This is a genomic window from Variovorax sp. PAMC28562 (genome assembly GCF_014303735.1).
Lineage (GTDB): Bacteria > Pseudomonadota > Gammaproteobacteria > Burkholderiales > Burkholderiaceae_C > Variovorax.
In genome coordinates, this window is the sequence record NZ_CP060296.1 from 141,764 (window position 1) to 158,623 (window position 16,860).

Annotated in this window: 16 protein-coding genes; 10 read left to right on the plus strand and 6 right to left on the minus strand. The window is 65.4% G+C overall.

Features of this window, described 5'->3' with window-relative positions:
• Window position 1 precedes the first annotated feature (1 nt).
• Window positions 2-994, plus strand: coding sequence for a hypothetical protein (locus tag H7F36_RS00660; RefSeq protein ID WP_187052875.1), 993 nt, complete (start codon window positions 2-4; stop codon window positions 992-994).
• Window positions 991-2,712: a single-stranded-DNA-specific exonuclease RecJ gene (gene recJ / locus H7F36_RS00665; RefSeq protein WP_187052876.1), complete on the plus strand. Its 1,722-nt coding sequence runs from the start codon at window positions 991-993 to the stop codon at window positions 2,710-2,712. The genes H7F36_RS00660 and recJ overlap by 4 nt, the downstream gene beginning before the upstream one ends.
• Here the strand turns inward: recJ and H7F36_RS00670 are convergent.
• The 4 genes from H7F36_RS00670 to H7F36_RS00685 form a co-directional block, all read right to left on the minus strand.
• Complete coding sequence (locus H7F36_RS00670; RefSeq protein WP_187052877.1) at window positions 2,709-3,605, minus strand: NAD(P)-dependent oxidoreductase; 897 nt, start codon at window positions 3,603-3,605, stop codon at window positions 2,709-2,711. The genes recJ and H7F36_RS00670 overlap by 4 nt on opposite strands.
• Before the next feature lie 37 nt (window positions 3,606-3,642).
• Window positions 3,643-4,335: a hypothetical protein gene (locus H7F36_RS00675; RefSeq protein ID WP_261802446.1), complete on the minus strand. Its 693-nt coding sequence runs from the start codon at window positions 4,333-4,335 to the stop codon at window positions 3,643-3,645.
• Between the two features lie 143 nt (window positions 4,336-4,478).
• Complete coding sequence (locus H7F36_RS00680; RefSeq protein ID WP_261802447.1) at window positions 4,479-5,471, minus strand: response regulator transcription factor; 993 nt, start codon at window positions 5,469-5,471, stop codon at window positions 4,479-4,481.
• Window positions 5,468-9,088 carry an ATP-binding protein gene (locus tag H7F36_RS00685; protein WP_410003077.1) on the minus strand — a complete coding sequence of 1,207 codons (3,621 nt, stop codon included), beginning with the start codon at window positions 9,086-9,088 and terminating at the stop codon, window positions 5,468-5,470. The genes H7F36_RS00680 and H7F36_RS00685 overlap by 4 nt, the downstream gene beginning before the upstream one ends.
• A gap of 80 nt (window positions 9,089-9,168) precedes the next feature.
• Between H7F36_RS00685 and H7F36_RS00690 the strand changes: the two genes are divergently transcribed.
• The 4 genes from H7F36_RS00690 to ureC are packed head-to-tail and all read left to right on the plus strand — an operon-like array spanning window position 9,169 to window position 12,200.
• Window positions 9,169-9,471 (plus strand): urease subunit gamma, encoded by a 303-nt coding sequence (locus H7F36_RS00690; RefSeq protein ID WP_068631962.1) that lies wholly within the window; start codon window positions 9,169-9,171, stop codon window positions 9,469-9,471.
• 40 nt (window positions 9,472-9,511) lie between these two features.
• Window positions 9,512-10,114 carry a HupE/UreJ family protein gene (locus H7F36_RS00695; protein WP_187052880.1) on the plus strand — a complete coding sequence of 201 codons (603 nt, stop codon included), beginning with the start codon at window positions 9,512-9,514 and terminating at the stop codon, window positions 10,112-10,114.
• A 13-nt stretch (window positions 10,115-10,127) separates the two neighbouring features.
• A complete protein-coding gene (locus H7F36_RS00700; protein ID WP_187052881.1) occupies window positions 10,128-10,433 on the plus strand; it encodes an urease subunit beta in 306 nt (101 codons plus the stop codon).
• A complete protein-coding gene (gene ureC / locus H7F36_RS00705; protein ID WP_187052882.1) occupies window positions 10,434-12,200 on the plus strand; it encodes an urease subunit alpha in 1,767 nt (588 codons plus the stop codon). It abuts the gene before it with no gap.
• On the opposite strand, the gene H7F36_RS00710 is transcribed toward ureC, so the two are convergent.
• Window positions 12,192-12,602, minus strand: coding sequence for a type II toxin-antitoxin system death-on-curing family toxin (locus H7F36_RS00710; RefSeq protein WP_187052883.1), 411 nt, complete (start codon window positions 12,600-12,602; stop codon window positions 12,192-12,194). The genes ureC and H7F36_RS00710 overlap by 9 nt on opposite strands.
• On the minus strand, window positions 12,599-12,823 hold the full coding sequence (locus H7F36_RS00715) for an AbrB/MazE/SpoVT family DNA-binding domain-containing protein (protein WP_187052884.1): 225 nt from the start codon (window positions 12,821-12,823) through the stop codon (window positions 12,599-12,601). The genes H7F36_RS00710 and H7F36_RS00715 overlap by 4 nt, the downstream gene beginning before the upstream one ends.
• A 323-nt stretch (window positions 12,824-13,146) precedes the next feature.
• Here H7F36_RS00715 and ureE point away from each other — a divergent pair, with 323 nt between their 5' ends.
• The 4 genes from ureE to H7F36_RS00735 all read left to right on the plus strand — a co-directional run bounded on the left by ureE (window position 13,147) and on the right by H7F36_RS00735 (window position 16,849).
• Complete coding sequence (ureE, locus tag H7F36_RS00720) at window positions 13,147-13,749, plus strand: urease accessory protein UreE (protein WP_187052885.1); 603 nt, start codon at window positions 13,147-13,149, stop codon at window positions 13,747-13,749.
• Between the two features lie 5 nt (window positions 13,750-13,754).
• On the plus strand, window positions 13,755-14,453 hold the full coding sequence (locus H7F36_RS00725; RefSeq protein WP_187052886.1) for an urease accessory protein UreF: 699 nt from the start codon (window positions 13,755-13,757) through the stop codon (window positions 14,451-14,453).
• Window positions 14,454-14,463: 10 nt separating this feature from the next.
• On the plus strand, window positions 14,464-15,114 hold the full coding sequence (gene ureG, locus H7F36_RS00730) for an urease accessory protein UreG (protein WP_187052887.1): 651 nt from the start codon (window positions 14,464-14,466) through the stop codon (window positions 15,112-15,114).
• A 232-nt stretch (window positions 15,115-15,346) separates the two neighbouring features.
• A complete protein-coding gene (locus H7F36_RS00735; RefSeq protein ID WP_187052888.1) occupies window positions 15,347-16,849 on the plus strand; it encodes a DUF4331 domain-containing protein in 1,503 nt (500 codons plus the stop codon).
• Window positions 16,850-16,860: the final 11 nt, after the last annotated feature.

The following is a 16,860-nucleotide window of genomic DNA, read 5'->3' on the forward strand; positions in this document are numbered from 1 at the left end:
CATGGTTGCCACCGCCTCTTCAAGTTCTCCCGGTTCGTCCCCTCGTCATCTGCTTATTCCCTACGCAGGACGCAATTCCCCCGCCTGCGCCGCCGCGCTCGTCGGCTTGCGGCTTCCCAATCTCGAAGCCCTGCTGGCACGCGCGACGCTCGCCGACGACGACACACAGGCAGACACCACCCGCTCGCCGCCGCACGAACGCGCACTGGCACAAGCGCTCGGCCTCGCGTCGGCAGATGGCTGCATCCCGTGGGCCGCCCTTGACGCGCGCCGCAGCAAGGTCGCGGAGGCGGACGACGCCGAAGCCTGGGGCTGGGCCACGCTCTGTCACTGGCAGGTCGGCATCGACGACGTCGTGCTGGGCGATCCGGCCGCCATCGAGATCGACGCGGCCGAATCCGACGCGTTGCTGAAAGCGGCGCAACCGTTCTTCGAAGAAGACGGCATTGCATTGCGCGGGTCGGCCGTGCCGGGCCGCTGGCTCGCGCGCGGCGCGGTGTTCCAAGGCATCGCGACGGCGTCGATCGACCGCGCCATCGGCTGGCCGATCTCGAAGTGGTCGCCGCTGTCGGACCATGCAAGGTCGCTGCGCCGCCTTCAAAACGAAATGCAGATGCTGCTCTACACCCAGCGGGTGAACGACGATCGTGCAGCCCGCGGCGTACCGCCGATCAATTCGTTCTGGCTCAGCGGCACCGGGGCCTTGCCGCCGGAGCTGTTGCCTTTCGATGTCGATGCACCCGAGGTGATCGGCACCCTGCGACCGGCCGCGCTGCGTGACGACGGCCCCGTGTGGGCCGAGGCCTGGCGCGCACTCGATGCCGGCCCGATCGCCGAAGCGCTGGCCGCTGCGACGCGCGGCGATGAAGTCACGCTGACGCTGTGCGGCGATCTTGCAGCCAAGCGCTTCACGACGCACAAACGCACCTTCGGGCGCTGGCTCAAGGGCCTGTTCGAGCGGCCGTCAGCGGCCACTTTGCTGGCAACGCTGTGAAGATCGTTGCCCGGATCATTCCGCCGCGCAGCGCCTGGGCGCTCGAGCAGGCAGGCGTGCATCCGCTGCTCGCGCGCCTGTATGCGGCTCGCGGCGTGCTCGGCAAGGACGAACTCGACGACGGTCTCGCGCGCCTGCTGCCGCCCGACACATTGCGCGGCACGCGCGAAGCCGCCGTGCTGCTGGCCGACGCCATCGCGGCGGACCAGCGCATGTGCATCGTGGCCGACTACGACTGCGACGGCGCGACCGCCTGCGCAGTCGCCGTGCGCGGTCTGCGCCTGCTCGGCGCGAAGAACGTGAGCTATCTCGTACCGGACCGCGTGATCGACGGCTACGGCCTGACGCCGCCCATCGCCGAACGCGTGGCCGACCGCGGCGCCGACCTGCTCATTACCGTCGACAACGGCATCGCCAGTGTCGACGGCGTGGCCGCGGCGCAGGCGCGCGGCCTCAAGGTGCTCGTCACCGACCACCACTTGCCCGGCCCGCAGCTGCCATCGGCCGAAGTGCTGGTCAACCCGAACCAGCCCGGCTGCGACTTCGAAAGCAAGAGCATCGCTGGCGTCGGCGTCATGTTCTATGTGCTGCTGGCTTTGCGCTCCGAGCTGCGCACGCGCGGCGTCTTCACGCTGGCGAATCAGCCGAAGCTCGACGTGTTGCTGCCCCTGGTCGCGCTCGGCACCGTGGCCGACGTGGTCAGGCTCGATGCCAACAACCGCCGCCTGGTGGCGCAGGGGTTGCGCCGCATCCGTGCGGGCTCGATGCAGGCCGGAATCGCGGCGCTGTTCAAGGCGTCCGGTCGCAACGCACCCACGGCCACCACCTTCGACTTCGGCTTTGCGCTCGGCCCGCGCATCAACGCCGCCGGGCGCTTGGCCGACATGACACTCGGCATCGAATGCCTGCTCACCGACGACGCCGCGCGCGCCGACGAGCTGGCACGCACGCTCGACGGCATCAACCGCGAGCGGCGCGACATCGAGGGCGGGATGCGCGACCAGGCGCTGCTGCTGGCCGAGTCGCTATTCGATGCGAGTGGCGACAGCAGCGAGGCGCCGCCGCCGGCCATCAGCGTGTTCGATGCAGCGTTTCATGAAGGCGTGGTCGGCATCGTCGCGTCGCGTCTGAAGGATCGATTTCATCGGCCGACCTTCGTCTTCGCGGCGAGCGCAGCGCCGGGCAAGGAAGCGGAACTCAAAGGCTCGGGCCGCTCCATCCCAGGCTTCCATCTGCGCGACGCATTGGACCTTGTTGCCAAGCGGCATCCCGGGGTGCTGCTGCGCTTCGGCGGCCATGCCATGGCGGCGGGTTGTACGGTGGCCAGCGAGCACTTCGAGACCTTCTGTAAAGCCATCGCACAGGTCGCGCAAGAGTGGCTCGCCGCGTCGTCGCTGGTACGCCAGATCGACACCGACGGTCCATTGGCGCGCGAGTATCTGCGCGTCGATCTGGTCGATACGTTGCACCGCGAGGTGTGGGGCCAGGGCTTTGCGCCGCCGACTTTCAGCGAAGAGGTCGAGGTGCTGTCGCAGCGGCTCGTCGGCGAAAAGCACCTGGCGTTGAAGCTGCGCCATCAAGGGCGGCCGATCGACGGGATCTGGTTCGGCCATACCGATCCGTTGCCTGCGAAGGTGATGCTGGCGTTTCGGCTCGATGCCGATGAATGGCAGGGCGTGCGGCGGGTGCGTTTTCTGGTCGAGGGGGCCGAGGGCTAGATTGCGCCGTCGCCTTTCTTCGCCAGCAAGCTGACCAGCTCAGGCACCAGCGCCTGCGGGTCGCCCTCACGCAGCGCGCGCTCGAAGGTCTCGTGCACGCCGTCCGCAATGGCGCGCGCAGCGCCGATGTCGCCCGCCATCGTCGTGTAGTAGCCCATGTCCTTGGCCGCGTTCGACATGAAGAAGCGCAGCCCCGACGGATCGCGCGACAGGATGTACGGCTTCATGCGCTCGAGCGCCAGACCGCCACCACCGCCCTTTGCCAGCACATCGACCAGCACCTCGGGCGCCACGCCCGACCGCTCGGCACAAGCAGCCGCTTCGGCCAACAGACCGACGAAGCCGAGCGAGACGTAGTTGTGCAGCAACTTCATGCGATGACCGGCACCGACCGGGCCGGCGTGCGTGATGTTCTCGGCGAAGCAGGCAAGCAGCGGCTTGCATTCTTCGAACAGCGCGGCATCGCCACCCACCAGCAGATTGAGACGACCTTCGGCCGCCTCTTTGGGCGTGCGCGTCATCGGCGAATCGAGGAAGCGGCCACCCGCTTCCATCACCAGTTTTGCCAATCGCTCCGTCGAAGTCGGAATCGCAGTGGAGCAATCGATGATGACGGTGCCTGCTTTCCGGCCTTGCAGGCCCTGCAGCACGCCATCGTCGCCCATCAAGACGGCCTCGACCTGCGGCGATCCGGTGACGCACAGAATGACGATATCGACCGCCGCTGCGAGTTCGCGTGGCTTGCCGTATGTGGTCACGCCCGCCGCCTTCAGCGCATCGAGCGGCTGGTTGCCAGCATGCTCCAGGACGGCCAGCGGATAGCCATGCTTCACGATGTTGGTCGCGATGCCGTGGCCCATCATGCCGATGCCGATCATTCCGATCTTCTTCATTTTTTGTCTCCAGAAATTGGGTTGGAGCGGCCCATGTTCAGGGCCGCTTGAACTCGTGATTTAACCCGACATAGAAGCCGCGCGCATGCTCGGGCCCGGTGCGCGAGGTCGTGACGTCGAGACTGGTGAACGGCGTGAAGTTGAAACGCGCGCCGATGCGTGTGGTCCACGCGTCGAAAGCGCGGTTGCGCTCCGCGAGCAACGACACCGCCTCGTTCAGTGCCCACTCGGTGCCAAGGCCTCGGCGGAAAGTACGTTCACCGGTGACGGTCGCCCAGTCGGCACCGATGTTGGCGTGGATCTGCCAATTGGGGGTCGCAACCAGCGTGAACGGAAATACCAGCTGCCGTCCCGGCTTGCCGTGGTGGGTACGGTCGAAAGTAGCGTTGGCCGACACGGCACCGCTGAAGCGCGCATCCGCCTCCTGGCCGAACCATGTCCACTTGACCTGTGGCCCCGCGTAGTAAGTGCCGGGATTCGACGTGCGATCGAGATTCACGCCCAGCTCGATCGGCCCGACACGGCAGGTGGGTCCGACATGCAACGCGTTGACCGGAACCGCCCCGGAACGCCCGCCCCATGTCTCGACGAGGCACTGACCGCGGTCGAGCGTGCCCGCATCGTCGACGTCCAGATGGCCGCCAGCCAACGCGCTGCCCGCGTGCAACAGGCACAGCAAAGCAGCACCGGCCAGCGCCATGCTTCGCCTCATGCTGCTCGTTGTTCTCATCGTGGGCCTCCCGGATCGACCGCGTCTTGGCGCGCAATCGCTGCGTCATCGTGGACGGGTTCGGCGGATTCTAGGATGCCAAAACGGCAAGTCGATGACGCCTGCGCACCCGCGGCGACGTAGGTGCTCAGCTCACACTTCGATCAGATTTCGAAGTGCGGCTGCAACTCGCGAATGCGCTTCATGGCAACGCCCGCTGCCGCTGTGCGCGTCTCGACGCCGAGCTTCACGTACACGCGCTCCAGATGCTTCTTGGCAGTGGCCGGGCTGCTGCCGAGGATCTCGCCGATGTCCTTGTTGGTCTTGCCCTTGACCACCCAATAAAGCACTTCTGCCTCGCGCGCCGTGAGCTTCAGGCTCAGGCTCATGGCCTCGATGACGGCGACGTCGGACACCTCGCGCAGGATGATCATCCATTCGGCACCGTCGTCGTCATGGCCGGTTTGCTGGTGCAGCCGCAACGTGAGGCTGCGCGCCGCGGGGCCGATCGCCAGGACAGGTGGCTCGATGCGGTCGACCGTGCCCGGCAAGTGCAGGCGCAACCAGTCGAGCACCACGGCCGGCGTCTCGGGCGCGCTGGTGCCGCAATAGCGCAGCAACAGTTCGCGCGCCAAAGCGGTCTGCCAGATGAGCCGGCCTTCGGGCAGACGCACGGTGATGCTCGCGTAGCCGAACGCATCGAGCGCGTTGCGCGCCTGGCCGGCCTGTTGCGCCGCCTGCCGCGCACGGCGTGCGCCCTGCAGATGCACGTTCATGCGCGCCAGTACTTCCTTCGGCTTGATCGGCTTGGTGACGTAGTCGACACCGCCCGCTTCCAGCGCAGCGACCAGGTGCTCCGTCTCGGTGAGCCCGGTCATGAAGACGATAGGGATGTGCGCGGTGGCCGGGTCGGCCTTGAGCCGGCGCGCCACTTCGAAGCCGTCGATGCCGGGCATCATGGCGTCGAGCAGCACGATGTCGGGCCGGGCCTGCGCGGCACGCTGCAACGCGGCTTCGCCATTGGTCGCGACCAGCACGGTGTAGCCGGATTCGTCGAGTGCGTCGTGCAGCACGGCCAGGTTGTCGGGCACGTCGTCGACGATCAGCACCAGATCGGTGTTGCGGGCGAGCGGGCGGTCGGTGGGGCTCGAGCTCACTTGCAATCCATCGCTTCGAACTGGAACTGGCGCGCCAGGGCGCGTTGCGCGCTGGTCCAGGCAGCGCACTCGGGCTGCTCGGCATCGATGTCGTCGAGCTGGTTCATGATGCCGCGAAAGTAACCCAACCCGACGGCTTCTTCCAATGCGCGCAAACGTTCGGGTGCGGGGCGCACCATGATCAGCGCTTCGACAGCACCGGTCGCAGAGGGCTTTGACGGTGCGGGTGTGGCGGTCCATTGCAAAACGAGCCGCCGCTCCAGCCAATCGAGCAACTCGCTGTGGCGCACCGGCTTCACGAAAAAATCTTCCGGCGTGATGCCGACGTCGTTGTCGAGCCGCTTGTCGAACGCATTGGCGGACACGATGGCGATGACGGTGTGCGACAGGCCCAGCTTGCGAGCACGGCGAATCGTTTCCCAGCCGTCGATGCCGGGCATCGCCAGGTCGACGAACATCGCATCCGGCCGATAGCCGGCGGCCAGCAGGTCGAGCGCGTCGTGGCCGCTCGCAGCCGCGCGCAACTCGAAGCCGAGCGGCGTCAGCACCTGCACGAGCAATTCGCGATCGGCCTCTTCGTTGTCGACCACCAGCACGCGGCGGCGCTCGCCCGCATAGCCACGGCGCACACGCGGCATGGGTGCCGGCAACTGCGCACGGCGCGGGCCGGCCAGTGCCTCGTGCACGCGCGGCAGGAACAGTCGAACGCGGAAGATCGACCCGACGCCCGGCCTGCTCTGCACCTGCATCTCGCCTCCCATCAGGTCGGTCAGCATCTTGGCGATGGTGAGGCCGAGGCCGGCGCCCGGCGCCGAACTGCTGCCGACGTTGCCGCCACCGCCGCCTGCTGATATAGCCGGGTTGCCGCCCGAGGCCCCACGAGAAAACGGCTCGAAGATGCGCTCGATGTCTTCGGCTGCCATGCCCGGGCCGGTGTCTTCGATCTCGATGGTCGCGAACTCGCGTGCATGGGCCAGCCGCAAAGTGACCTGCCCGGACGCGGTGAACTTGATCGCGTTGCCGAGCAGGTTGATGAGAATCTGCCGCACCCGTTTTTCGTCGGCGCGTACCACCTCGGGCAAGCCTTCTGCGGGCTCGAAGAAGAAGGCAAGGCCCTTCTCTTCGGCCTGCAGCTCGAACATGTCGGCCAGCTCGCGCATCGAATCGGCAAAGCGCATCGGCCGCGCATGCAGCGTGAGCTTGCCGGCCTCGATGTGGGCGATGTCGAGCGTGCCTTCGATCAGCGACAGCAAGTGCTCGCCGCCGCGCTTGATGACGGCCACCGCCTGCTGTCGGTGCGGTGGCACGGAGGCGTCTTCGCCCATCAGCTGCGCATAGCCCAGGATGCTGTTCAGCGGCGTGCGCAACTCGTGGCTGATGGCGCTGATGTAGCGACTCTTGGCCTGGTTGGCCTGGTCGGCTGCGCGCTTGGCCTGCTCCGCGATTTCGCGTGCCTCGTCGGCAGCCTGCTTGGCCGCTTGAAGGGCACGGTCGGTTTCGTGGTGCAACGCGATTTCGCGCACCAGCAAGTGCGTCTGCCGGTTCGATTCTTCTTGCGCCACCTTGCGACTCTGTTGCGCCAGCACCAGCCACCAGGCGACGATGCCGGCCAGCACGAGCAGTGCCATGTAGACCTTCGAGAAGCCCGATCGCAATGCCGCCTGCGCGCCCACCGTTTCGTTGGGCGTCATGGTCTGGAGCGTGCCTTCGGCCAGCGCCCGCAGCTCCTGCGTGTAGAGCACGCCGAAGACGATCGCCAGCAGCGGCACGATGATCAGCATCAACAGCAGGAAGTGGCCGAGCCCGGTGTCGAGATAGCGCCAGCTGCGTTGGGGCAGCAGCCAGCGCAAGACGGCCGACCATTGCGCCGACAGGCCGGCCTGCGGCTTGCACAGGTCGCCGCAACGCGCATCGAGCGTGCAGCACAGCGAACAGATCGCGCCCTGGTACGCCGGGCAATGCGCCATGTCCGGCCCTTCGTACTCGCGCTCGCAAATCACGCAGCGCTGCACGACCAGCCGCTGGCGAGTTCCGACTTCGGCCTCGACCCGCGCCCATCGCACCGACCGTGCGCCGGGTGCAGGCGCGAACAGCGCGGCACCGTTTCCGTTGGAAGTCCGTGCGATGTAGTACTTGCCGCCGGTCGCCCATGCGATGAACGGCGAGGTCACCAGCGCCGTGCCGAGCGCGATCAACGCTGAAAACGCCTGCGCCATCGGCCCGAAAAAGCCGAGGTAAGCCGTGATCGAGAGCACCGAGGCCAGCGCCATCGCACCGACGCCGACCGGGTTGATGTCCCACAGATGCGCGCGCTTGAATTCGATGCCCGGCGGCGACAGGCCCAGCGGCTTGTTGATGACCAGATCGGCGACCACCGCCATCATCCAGGCGATGGCGATGTTGGCGTAGAGCCCGAGCACATCGCCCAACGCCTCGAACACGTTCATCTCCATCAGCATGAACGCGATGAGCGCGTTGAACACCACCCACACCACGCGGCCCGGATGGCTGTGCGTGACGCGCGAGAAGAAGTTGCTCCAGGCCAGCGAGCCGGCATAGGCGTTGGTGACGTTGATCTTGATCTGCGAGATGACCACGAAGAGCGCCGTGGCAGCAACCGCCCAGCCGTAGTTAGGGAACACGTACTCGTAGGCCGCGAGGTACATCTGGTTCGGATCGACGGCCCGGTCGACCGGCACCATGTGCGTGATCGCCAGATAGGCCAGAAGCGCGCCACCGAGCATCTTGATCACGCCGAGAACGACCCAGCCCGGCCCGCCCGCCAGCACGCCGGCCCACCACCGCCCGCGTGTTGCTGCGGTACGTTCGGGCATGAAGCGCAAGTAGTCGGCCTGCTCGCCCATCTGCGTGATGAGCGCGATGCCAACCGTCAATGCCGCACCAAAAAGGCGCAGGTCGAAGCCGGCCGAGCCGCCTTTCTCACCGCTGTAGTGCGTAATCCCGGCAAAGGCGCCCGGATCGCGCACCACGACGAAGCAGAACGGCACGACCAGCATCAGCAGCCAGATCGGCTGGGACCAGAGTTGCAGGCGGCTGATGGCCGATACGCCGTGCGTCACCAAAGGGATCACGACCAGCGCGCAGATCAGGTAACCCCACACCGGCGGCACGCCCAGCGCGAGCTCCAGCGCATACGCCATCACCGCCGCTTCGAGCGCAAAAAAGATGAAGGTGAACGACGCATAGATCAGCGACGTCAGCGTCGAGCCGATATAGCCGAAGCCGGCGCCACGCGTCAGCAGGTCCATGTCGACGCCGTAGCGCGCCGCGTACACGCTGATCGGCAAGCCCGCCAGAAAGATGATGAGCCCCGTCACCAGGATGGCCCAGAACGCGTTGGCAAAACCGTACTGCACGAGCAGCGTGGCGCCTACCGCCTCCAGGATCAGGAACGAAGCCGCGCCGAAAGCCGTGTTGGCGACCCGCCATTCAGACCACTTGCGAAAGCGCTGCGGCGTGTAGCGCAGCGCGTAGTCTTCGAGCGTTTCGCTCGCGACCCAGCTGTTGTAGTCGCGCCGGACCTTGACGATGCGCTGTGGCGCTTCGTCGGGTCCAGGGGGCGTGGTGGGGTTCGGATTCACATTTTTTCGGTGCAGATTTCATGCCACGGCGCAGGCGCGCGCAAAGGACGGCATGACTGTTGCAACGCTCACCCGTTGCCCATAATGCCCTGATCATGGAACTCACTCCGCGCGAAAAAGACAAGTTGTTGATCTTCACTGCCGCCTTGCTGGCCGAACGGCGGCAGGCTCGGGGTCTGAAGCTCAACTACCCCGAAGCCATTGCGTTGATTTCTGCCGCCGTCATGGAAGGGGCGCGCGATGGCAAGAGCGTCGCCGAGCTGATGAGCGCCGGCCGCAGCGTGCTGACGCGTGCCGACGTCATGGACGGCATCGCCGAAATGATCCCCGACATCCAGGTCGAAGCGACCTTTCCCGACGGCACCAAGCTGGTGACGGTTCACCAGCCGATCGTTTGAAGCCCGACGACCACAACGACCATCACGAGGATCTCTTTTCATGCGCACCGCTTCTGTATCCACGAGCTTCATCGCCCTGCTCGCACTGCTGCCGCTCGCGGCCAGCGCGCACACCGGCGTCGACGGCGGACTGCACCATGGCCTGGTCAGCGGCTTCATGCACCCGCTGACCGGCGCCGACCATCTTGCGGCGATGGTGGCGGTAGGCCTCTGGAGTGCGCTGTCGGCACGTCGCGCCTGGCCCGATCTGTTGTGGGCGCCGCTCGGCTTCGCGGCGATGCTGCTGGTCGGCGCGCTGATCGGTCTGGCGGGCATTCAGCTGCCGGCGGTCGAGCCGATGATCGCGGCATCGCTGCTGGTGCTCGGCTTGCTCGTCGTCACGCAGAAGCATCTGCCGCCTGCCGCAGCAGCGGTGCTGGTCGGCGGTTTCGCGATTTTTCATGGCGTCGCGCATGGGCACGAGTTGGCGAACCAGTCCGGCGCGGCGCTGACGCTCGCCGGCATGGTGGCCGCGACGGTGCTGCTGCATCTGGCCGGCATCGCTGCCGGTTGGGCGCTGCGTCGCGGCAATGTCTGGCTGCCGCGCGCAGCAGGTGCCGCGGTGGTCGCACTCGGCGCCGTGCTGCTCGTGCAAGCCGCCTGAACGGAGCCCTCGCATGATCCCCGGCGAACTCTTCACCGACGAAGGCGACCACGCGCTCAACAGCGGCCGGCGCACGCTGACGCTCATCGTGCAGAACACCGCAGACCGGCCGATCCAGGTCGGCTCGCACTATCACTTTGCCGAGACCAACGGCGCGCTCGGCTTCGACCGAGAAGCGGCGCGCGGCATGCGGCTGAACATCGCGTCGGGCACTGCGGTTCGCTTCGAACCGGGCCAGCAGCGCACGGTCGAATTGGTCGACTTTGCCGGCGGCCGCGTGGTCTACGGCTTTCGTGGCCTGGTCCAAGGAAAACTCTAGATGGCAACGATCGGACGCCGCGCCTATGCGGAAATCTTCGGCCCCACCGTAGGCGACCGCGTGCGGCTCGCCGACACCGACCTCATCGTCGAAGTCGAGGCCGACTACACCTTGCGCGCCGGGGCCTACGGCGAAGAAGTGAAGTTCGGCGGCGGCAAGACGATTCGCGACGGCATGGCGCAATCGCAACGCACGCGCGACGGCACAGGCAGTGGCGCGACGGCCGGTGGCGCCGTCGACACGGTGATGACCAACGCGTTGATCCTCGACCACTGGGGCATCGTCAAGGCAGACATCGGACTGAAGGGCGGCCGCATCGTCGCCATCGGCAAGGCCGGCAACCCCGACGTGCAACCGGGCGTCGACATCGTGATTGGGCCCGGCACTGAAGTCATCAGTTGCGAAGGCAATATCGTGACGGCCGGCGGCATCGACAGTCACATCCATTTCATCGCGCCGCAGCAACTCGAAGAGGCGCTGACCTCCGGCGTGACGACCATGCTCGGCGGCGGCACCGGCCCCGCGACCGGCACCTTCGCGACGACCGCGACGCCCGGCCCGTGGCACATCGAACGCATGCTGCAGGCCGCCGACGCGTTCCCGATGAACCTCGGCTTTCTGGGCAAGGGCAACGCCAGCCTGCCGGACGCGCTGCACGAGCAGATCAATGCCGGCGTGATCGGCCTGAAGCTGCATGAAGACTGGGGCACGACGCCGGCAGCCATCAGCAACTGCCTTGACGTGGCCGACGCCACCGACACGCAGGTGGCGATCCATTCAGACACGCTGAACGAATCGGGCTTCGTCGAGAACACCATCGCGGCGGTCGGCGGGCGCGGCATCTGCGCCTTTCATACCGAAGGCGCGGGCGGCGGTCATGCGCCGGACATCCTGCGGGTGGTGGGTGAAGAGAACTTCTTGCCATCGTCGACCAACCCGACGATGCCGTACACGGTGAACACGCTCGACGAGCACGTCGACATGCTGATGGTGTGCCACCACCTCGACCCCGGCATCGCCGAGGACCTGGCCTTTGCCGAGTCGCGCATCCGAAAGGAAACCATCGCGGCCGAAGACATCCTGCACGACCTCGGCGCTATCAGCATGATGAGCAGCGACAGCCAGGCGATGGGCCGTGTGGGCGAAGTCATCATTCGCACCTGGCAGACGGCGCACAAGATGAAGGCGCAGCGCGGCTGGCTGGCACCGACCGGCCAGGGCGAACTGGTCGAGGCGCTGCAGCGCAACGACAACTTTCGCGCCAAGCGCTACATCGCCAAGTACACGATCAACCCGGCCATCGCGCACGGCATCGCACACGAAGTGGGCAGCATCGAGGTCGGCAAGTGGGCCGACCTGGTGGTGTGGAAGCCAGCGTTTTTCGGTGTGAAGCCGTTCACCATCATCAAGGGCGGCACCATCGCCATGGCCGCCATGGGCGACCCCAACGCATCGATCCCAACGCCGCAACCGGTGCATTACAGACCGATGTTCGGCGCCTACGGTGGTTCGCTCCACAAGAGCTCGCTCACCTTCGTGTCGCAGGCAGGGTTGGCAGCGGGCATCGGCGAAAAGTACGGTCTGCACAAGACGCTGGTGGCGGTTAAGAATGTGCGGGGCATCCGCAAGAAGCACATGGTCCACAACGGCCTGACGCCGAAGATGGAGATCGATACGCAGACCTATGCGGTGCGTGCAGACGGCCAGTTGCTGGTGTGCGAACCGGCGACCTCGTTGCCGCTGACGCAGCGGTACTTTTTATTCTGAAGCAGACGCTTCTTGAATATGCCGACGAATCCACGAAGCGAAACTCGGCTCATCCAAAGCGCCGGAAGCGAGGTCGAGCATCGTGAGTACGCATTCGGCATCGGGCGCCATCAACTCGAAGCGATTCAGCAAGAGAAACAGTTCAACCGCGACGAAGGCCGTTCGTTTGTTGCCGTCAATGAAAGGATGGTTACGAGCAATGCCAAAGCCATAGCTGGCAGCGATCGCAGCGACGTCCGGACTTTCGTAGGTGGCCAGTTGCTGTGGCCGCGCGAGCGCCGACGCGAGCAGATTTTTATCGCGTACGCCGGAGGCGCCTCCATGCTCGGCGAGTTGCGCCTCATCGACAGCGTGCGCCACTGCACTGTCGAGCCAATGCCAGTCGCGAGATGCCAAACTCATTTGGCAAGTTCACGCAAAACATCGCGCCGCTTTTTCATGATGCGTCGCGCCGCCGTCATTTGCGCCTCGAATTCGGCGTTGTACGGCGTCAACATCACACCGTTCGCCGCCTCCGTCCAAAACACGGTGTCGCCCTTGCCCAGCTGCAGTCGCGCGAGCAATTCTTTTGGCAGGATCACTCCAACGGAGTTACCGATCTGGGTAAGTTTGAGTGCAGACATAGGCGGCCTTGAGTTATAACAAATGTTATACTATCTTGCTACGCGAGAGAGTACAAGCGTTGCGCCGCCAACTAACGACCCAGCCACTTTTCTCGACTCAGATACAGCAACAGCAACAGCAACAGCAATAGCAATGCGCCGTCGAACAATTCGCAAGACGTCTTTGCGACCATCGAAAAGTTGGCCGACGTCCGCACCAAGGGTTTCCTGAGCGACGAAGAATTCGCCGCCAAGAAGTCCGAGTTGCTAAGCCGTGTCTGACCGCGCCTGACCACGCCGACTCGCACACACCGTTCTTTCTCCATCCTGCTTTTTTTGCCCCCATGCTGACTGCCAACAAACTGATGCCCCAGGGCAAGGGCCTCGCGCCCGTGCTGCTCAAGCGTGCTGCCACCATCGAACTCGACTGGGACGTTCGCCAGAAGAGTCGCTTCGACACCATCGATTCGCAAGGCCGGCAGGTCGGCATCTTCTTGCCACGCGGCACTGCGGTGCGCGGGGGCGACGTGCTGGTGGCCGAAGACGGCTCGCTGATCCGGGTGATCGCGTCGCCGCAGCCGGTGCTGGTCATCACCCATTGCACCGAACACGGCACGCCCTTCGATCTGACACGCGCGGCCTACCACCTGGGCAATCGTCACGTGCCTATAGAGCTCAAGCCCGACCACCTCAAGATCGAGCCCGACCATGTGCTGGCCGCCATGCTGCGCTCGATGCACCTGATCGTGCGCGAGGCGGAAGAGGCCTTCGAGCCGGAGGGCGGCGCATATGGCGCGCATGCATCCGGCGACCATGGCAAGGCGCCCGTCGGCCCGGTGCTCCACCCCGACGCCTATGCACAGCCGCAAGACAATGGCCATCCGCACAGCCATGAGCAAGGTCATGACCACGGGCACGATCACGACGGTCCGCACCACGCGCACTGACCTGCATGCCTGACCCTGCCGCGCCTGTGGGCGCCCTGCCGGCCTCCAGCCTTCTCCAGCTCATCTGGCTGGCCTCGCCGGCGCTGCCCATCGGCGGCTTCTCGTACTCCGAAGGCATCGAGGCCGGCGTCGAATGGGCCGGCCTTGCAACGGAAGCGGCAGCCTCCGACTGGCTGGTAGATCAGCTGCATCTGACCCTGGCACGCGGCGACCTGTCGATCGTCGCCCAAGCCATCGACGCCTGGCGCACGCAAGACGCCGAGCGCCTCGCCCGCCTCAACGCCTGGGTGCTGCAGACCCGCGAGACCGCCGAGTTCCGCTTGCAGACCGAGCAGATGGGCCGCTCGTTCGTCGAATGGCTGAAGCTGCATCACGACGACGTGGTGGCCTCCTTCGACAAGATGCCGGTGACCTACCCGATCGCATTCGCCTTTGCCGCATCGCGCACGCAAGCCACCGTGCGCGATGGCTGCCTCGCCTTTGCGTTTGGTTGGGCAGAGAACATGACAGGCGCCGCGGTCAAGTGCGTGCCGCTCGGCCAGAGCGCCGGCCAACGCATGCTGGGCCGGCTGGCTGCTGAAATTCCGCATGCGGTCGACCACGCCATCGCACTCGGCGACGACGATCGTCAGGCCTTCTCTCCCATGCTCGCCGTGCTTTCCGCGCGGCACGAAGCCCAGTATTCACGCCTCTTTCGAAGCTAAGGTCCACACCATGTCCTCCGCCCTGCACCACATCCCCAACCGCACCAAGAAACTGCCGCCGCTGCGCGTGGGCATCGGCGGTCCGGTCGGCTCGGGTAAGACGACGCTGCTCGAAATGCTGTGCAAGGCGATGCGCGACAAGTACGACCTGATCGCCATCACCAACGACATCTACACCAAGGAAGACCAGCGCATCCTGACGGTCGCCGGTGCGCTGCCGGCCGAACGCATCATGGGTGTCGAGACCGGCGGCTGCCCGCACACTGCCATCCGGGAAGACGCGTCGATCAACCTCGAAGCCATCGACCGCATGCTGGGCGAGTTTCCGAACGCAGACGTGGTGTTCGTCGAGAGCGGCGGCGACAACCTGGCCGCCACCTTCAGCCCCGAGCTGAGCGACCTCACGATCTACGTGATCGACGTCGCCGCCGGCGAAAAGATCCCGCGCAAGGGTGGCCCCGGCATCACCAAGAGCGACCTCTTCATCATCAACAAGACCGACCTGGCGCCCTACGTTGGCGCCAGTCTGGAAGTGATGGAAGCCGACACCAAACGCATGCGCAAGCAGCGGCCCTACGTCATGACCAATCTCAAAACCAAGACCGGGCTGGCCGAGGTGGTCGCGTTCATCGAAGAGCGGGGCATGCTGGCCGAAGCCTGAGCAGCGGAGCGCGACGCGTCAGCGCGCGCCGCGACTTCGACCACGGGTTTTCCCGAAGCCGGAGGGAAGTTGGGACGTCGCGCAGCCATTTCACGGCTGTCGCGGCATCTGGTTTGAATCCAATGTGAACTTGTTCACGTAAAGCTTTGGCTAGCGTGAATCCGACCGGGAAATTCGGCCGGATCAAGCAGCACCGGGCCTCTCAAACCAAACCAACTTTCGAGGTGAAGTGATGAAATTGACAAGACTTCCAATTCAGGCCTGCGCGCTGGCGTTGTGCGCCATCGCCGCGGGCGGCGCGCTCGCATCGAGCCACCGCGAGGCGCCGTCGATTGCCGGGTCGCCCAAGCTCGACGGCACCGACTTCTACATGTTCCGCAGCTACGACCCAGCCCGTGCGGCCTACACGACGCTGATCGCCGATTACCAGCCGGACCAGAGCCCGTACGGTGGACCCAATTACTTCAACATGGATCCGAACGGCTTGTACGAGATCCACATCGACAACGTCGGCGACGGCAAGGAACACATCACGTTCCAGTTCCGGTTCCAGAACACGTTGCGTGACATCGCCCTTCCCATTGACGGCGTGAAGACCTCGATTCCACTGGTGCAAGCCGGCGGCATCACCGGCCCGAACCAGCCGACCAGCAATCTCCGCGAGACCTACACGGTGAATGTGGTGCGTGGCCCGCGTCGGGGTAGCCTGGGTGACCCGGTCAAGAAGCTCGACGGCACCACCGTGTTCGACAAGCCGACCGACAACATCGGCGAGAAAACTTTCGGCGTGGCGCCGGGCTATGCCAACTACGCAGCCCAGCACGTGTACGACGTCACCATCCCCGGATGTGATGCGCCGGGCAAGGTCTTCGTGGGTCAGCGAAAAGATCCCTTCGTCGTCGCGCTCGGTCCGATTTTCGACCTGATCAATCTCGCACCGCTGGGCTCCGTCAACGTACCGAATTCCGATTCGCTGGCCGGCAAGAACATCACGTCGCTCGAAATGGAAGTGCCCACCTCCTGCCTGACCACAGCCGGCAGCACCATCATCGGCGGCTGGACGACGTCCAGCGCACGTCAGGGGCGACTTGTCGCCAGCCCGCCGAAAAGCGGCCACGGCACCACCTACCTCAACGGTGGCGCATGGACCCAGGTGTCGCGTCTCGGCATGCCGCTCGTCAACGAACTCGTGATCGGGCTGAAGGACAAGGATCGCTTCAACAATTCGCAACCGAGTGACGACAAGCAGTTTCTGCCGTACGTGACAAACCCCGCGTTGCCAGCGCTGATCGAAACCTTGTTCCCATCGGCCAAGGCACCGACCAAGTTCCCGCGCACCGATCTGGTTGCCACATTCCTGACGGGCATCGACGGGCTCAACAAACCAGCCAACGTCGTGCCGTCGGAAATGCTGCGTCTGGAAACGAAGATCGCGCCGACCCCGATGGCGAACCAGAGCAACCTCGGCGTGGCCGGTGGCGACCTCGCGGGCTTCCCGAACGGACGTCGCCCGGGTGACGACGTGGTGGACATCGAGTTGCGCGTGGCCATGGGTGCACTCTGCGTGTTGACCACCGATACCGACAAGTTCAAGCTTGGCTGCAAGCCATCGGACGCACCGGCCGGTAGCCTGCCATTTACCGATGGCGCACTGCAGACGCCAGCCGCGTTCCCTGCCGTGTTCCCATACCTCAACACGCCGCTGCCAGGCGCCGTGACCCAGCAGCAGCCGTAAGGAGTTAGCAC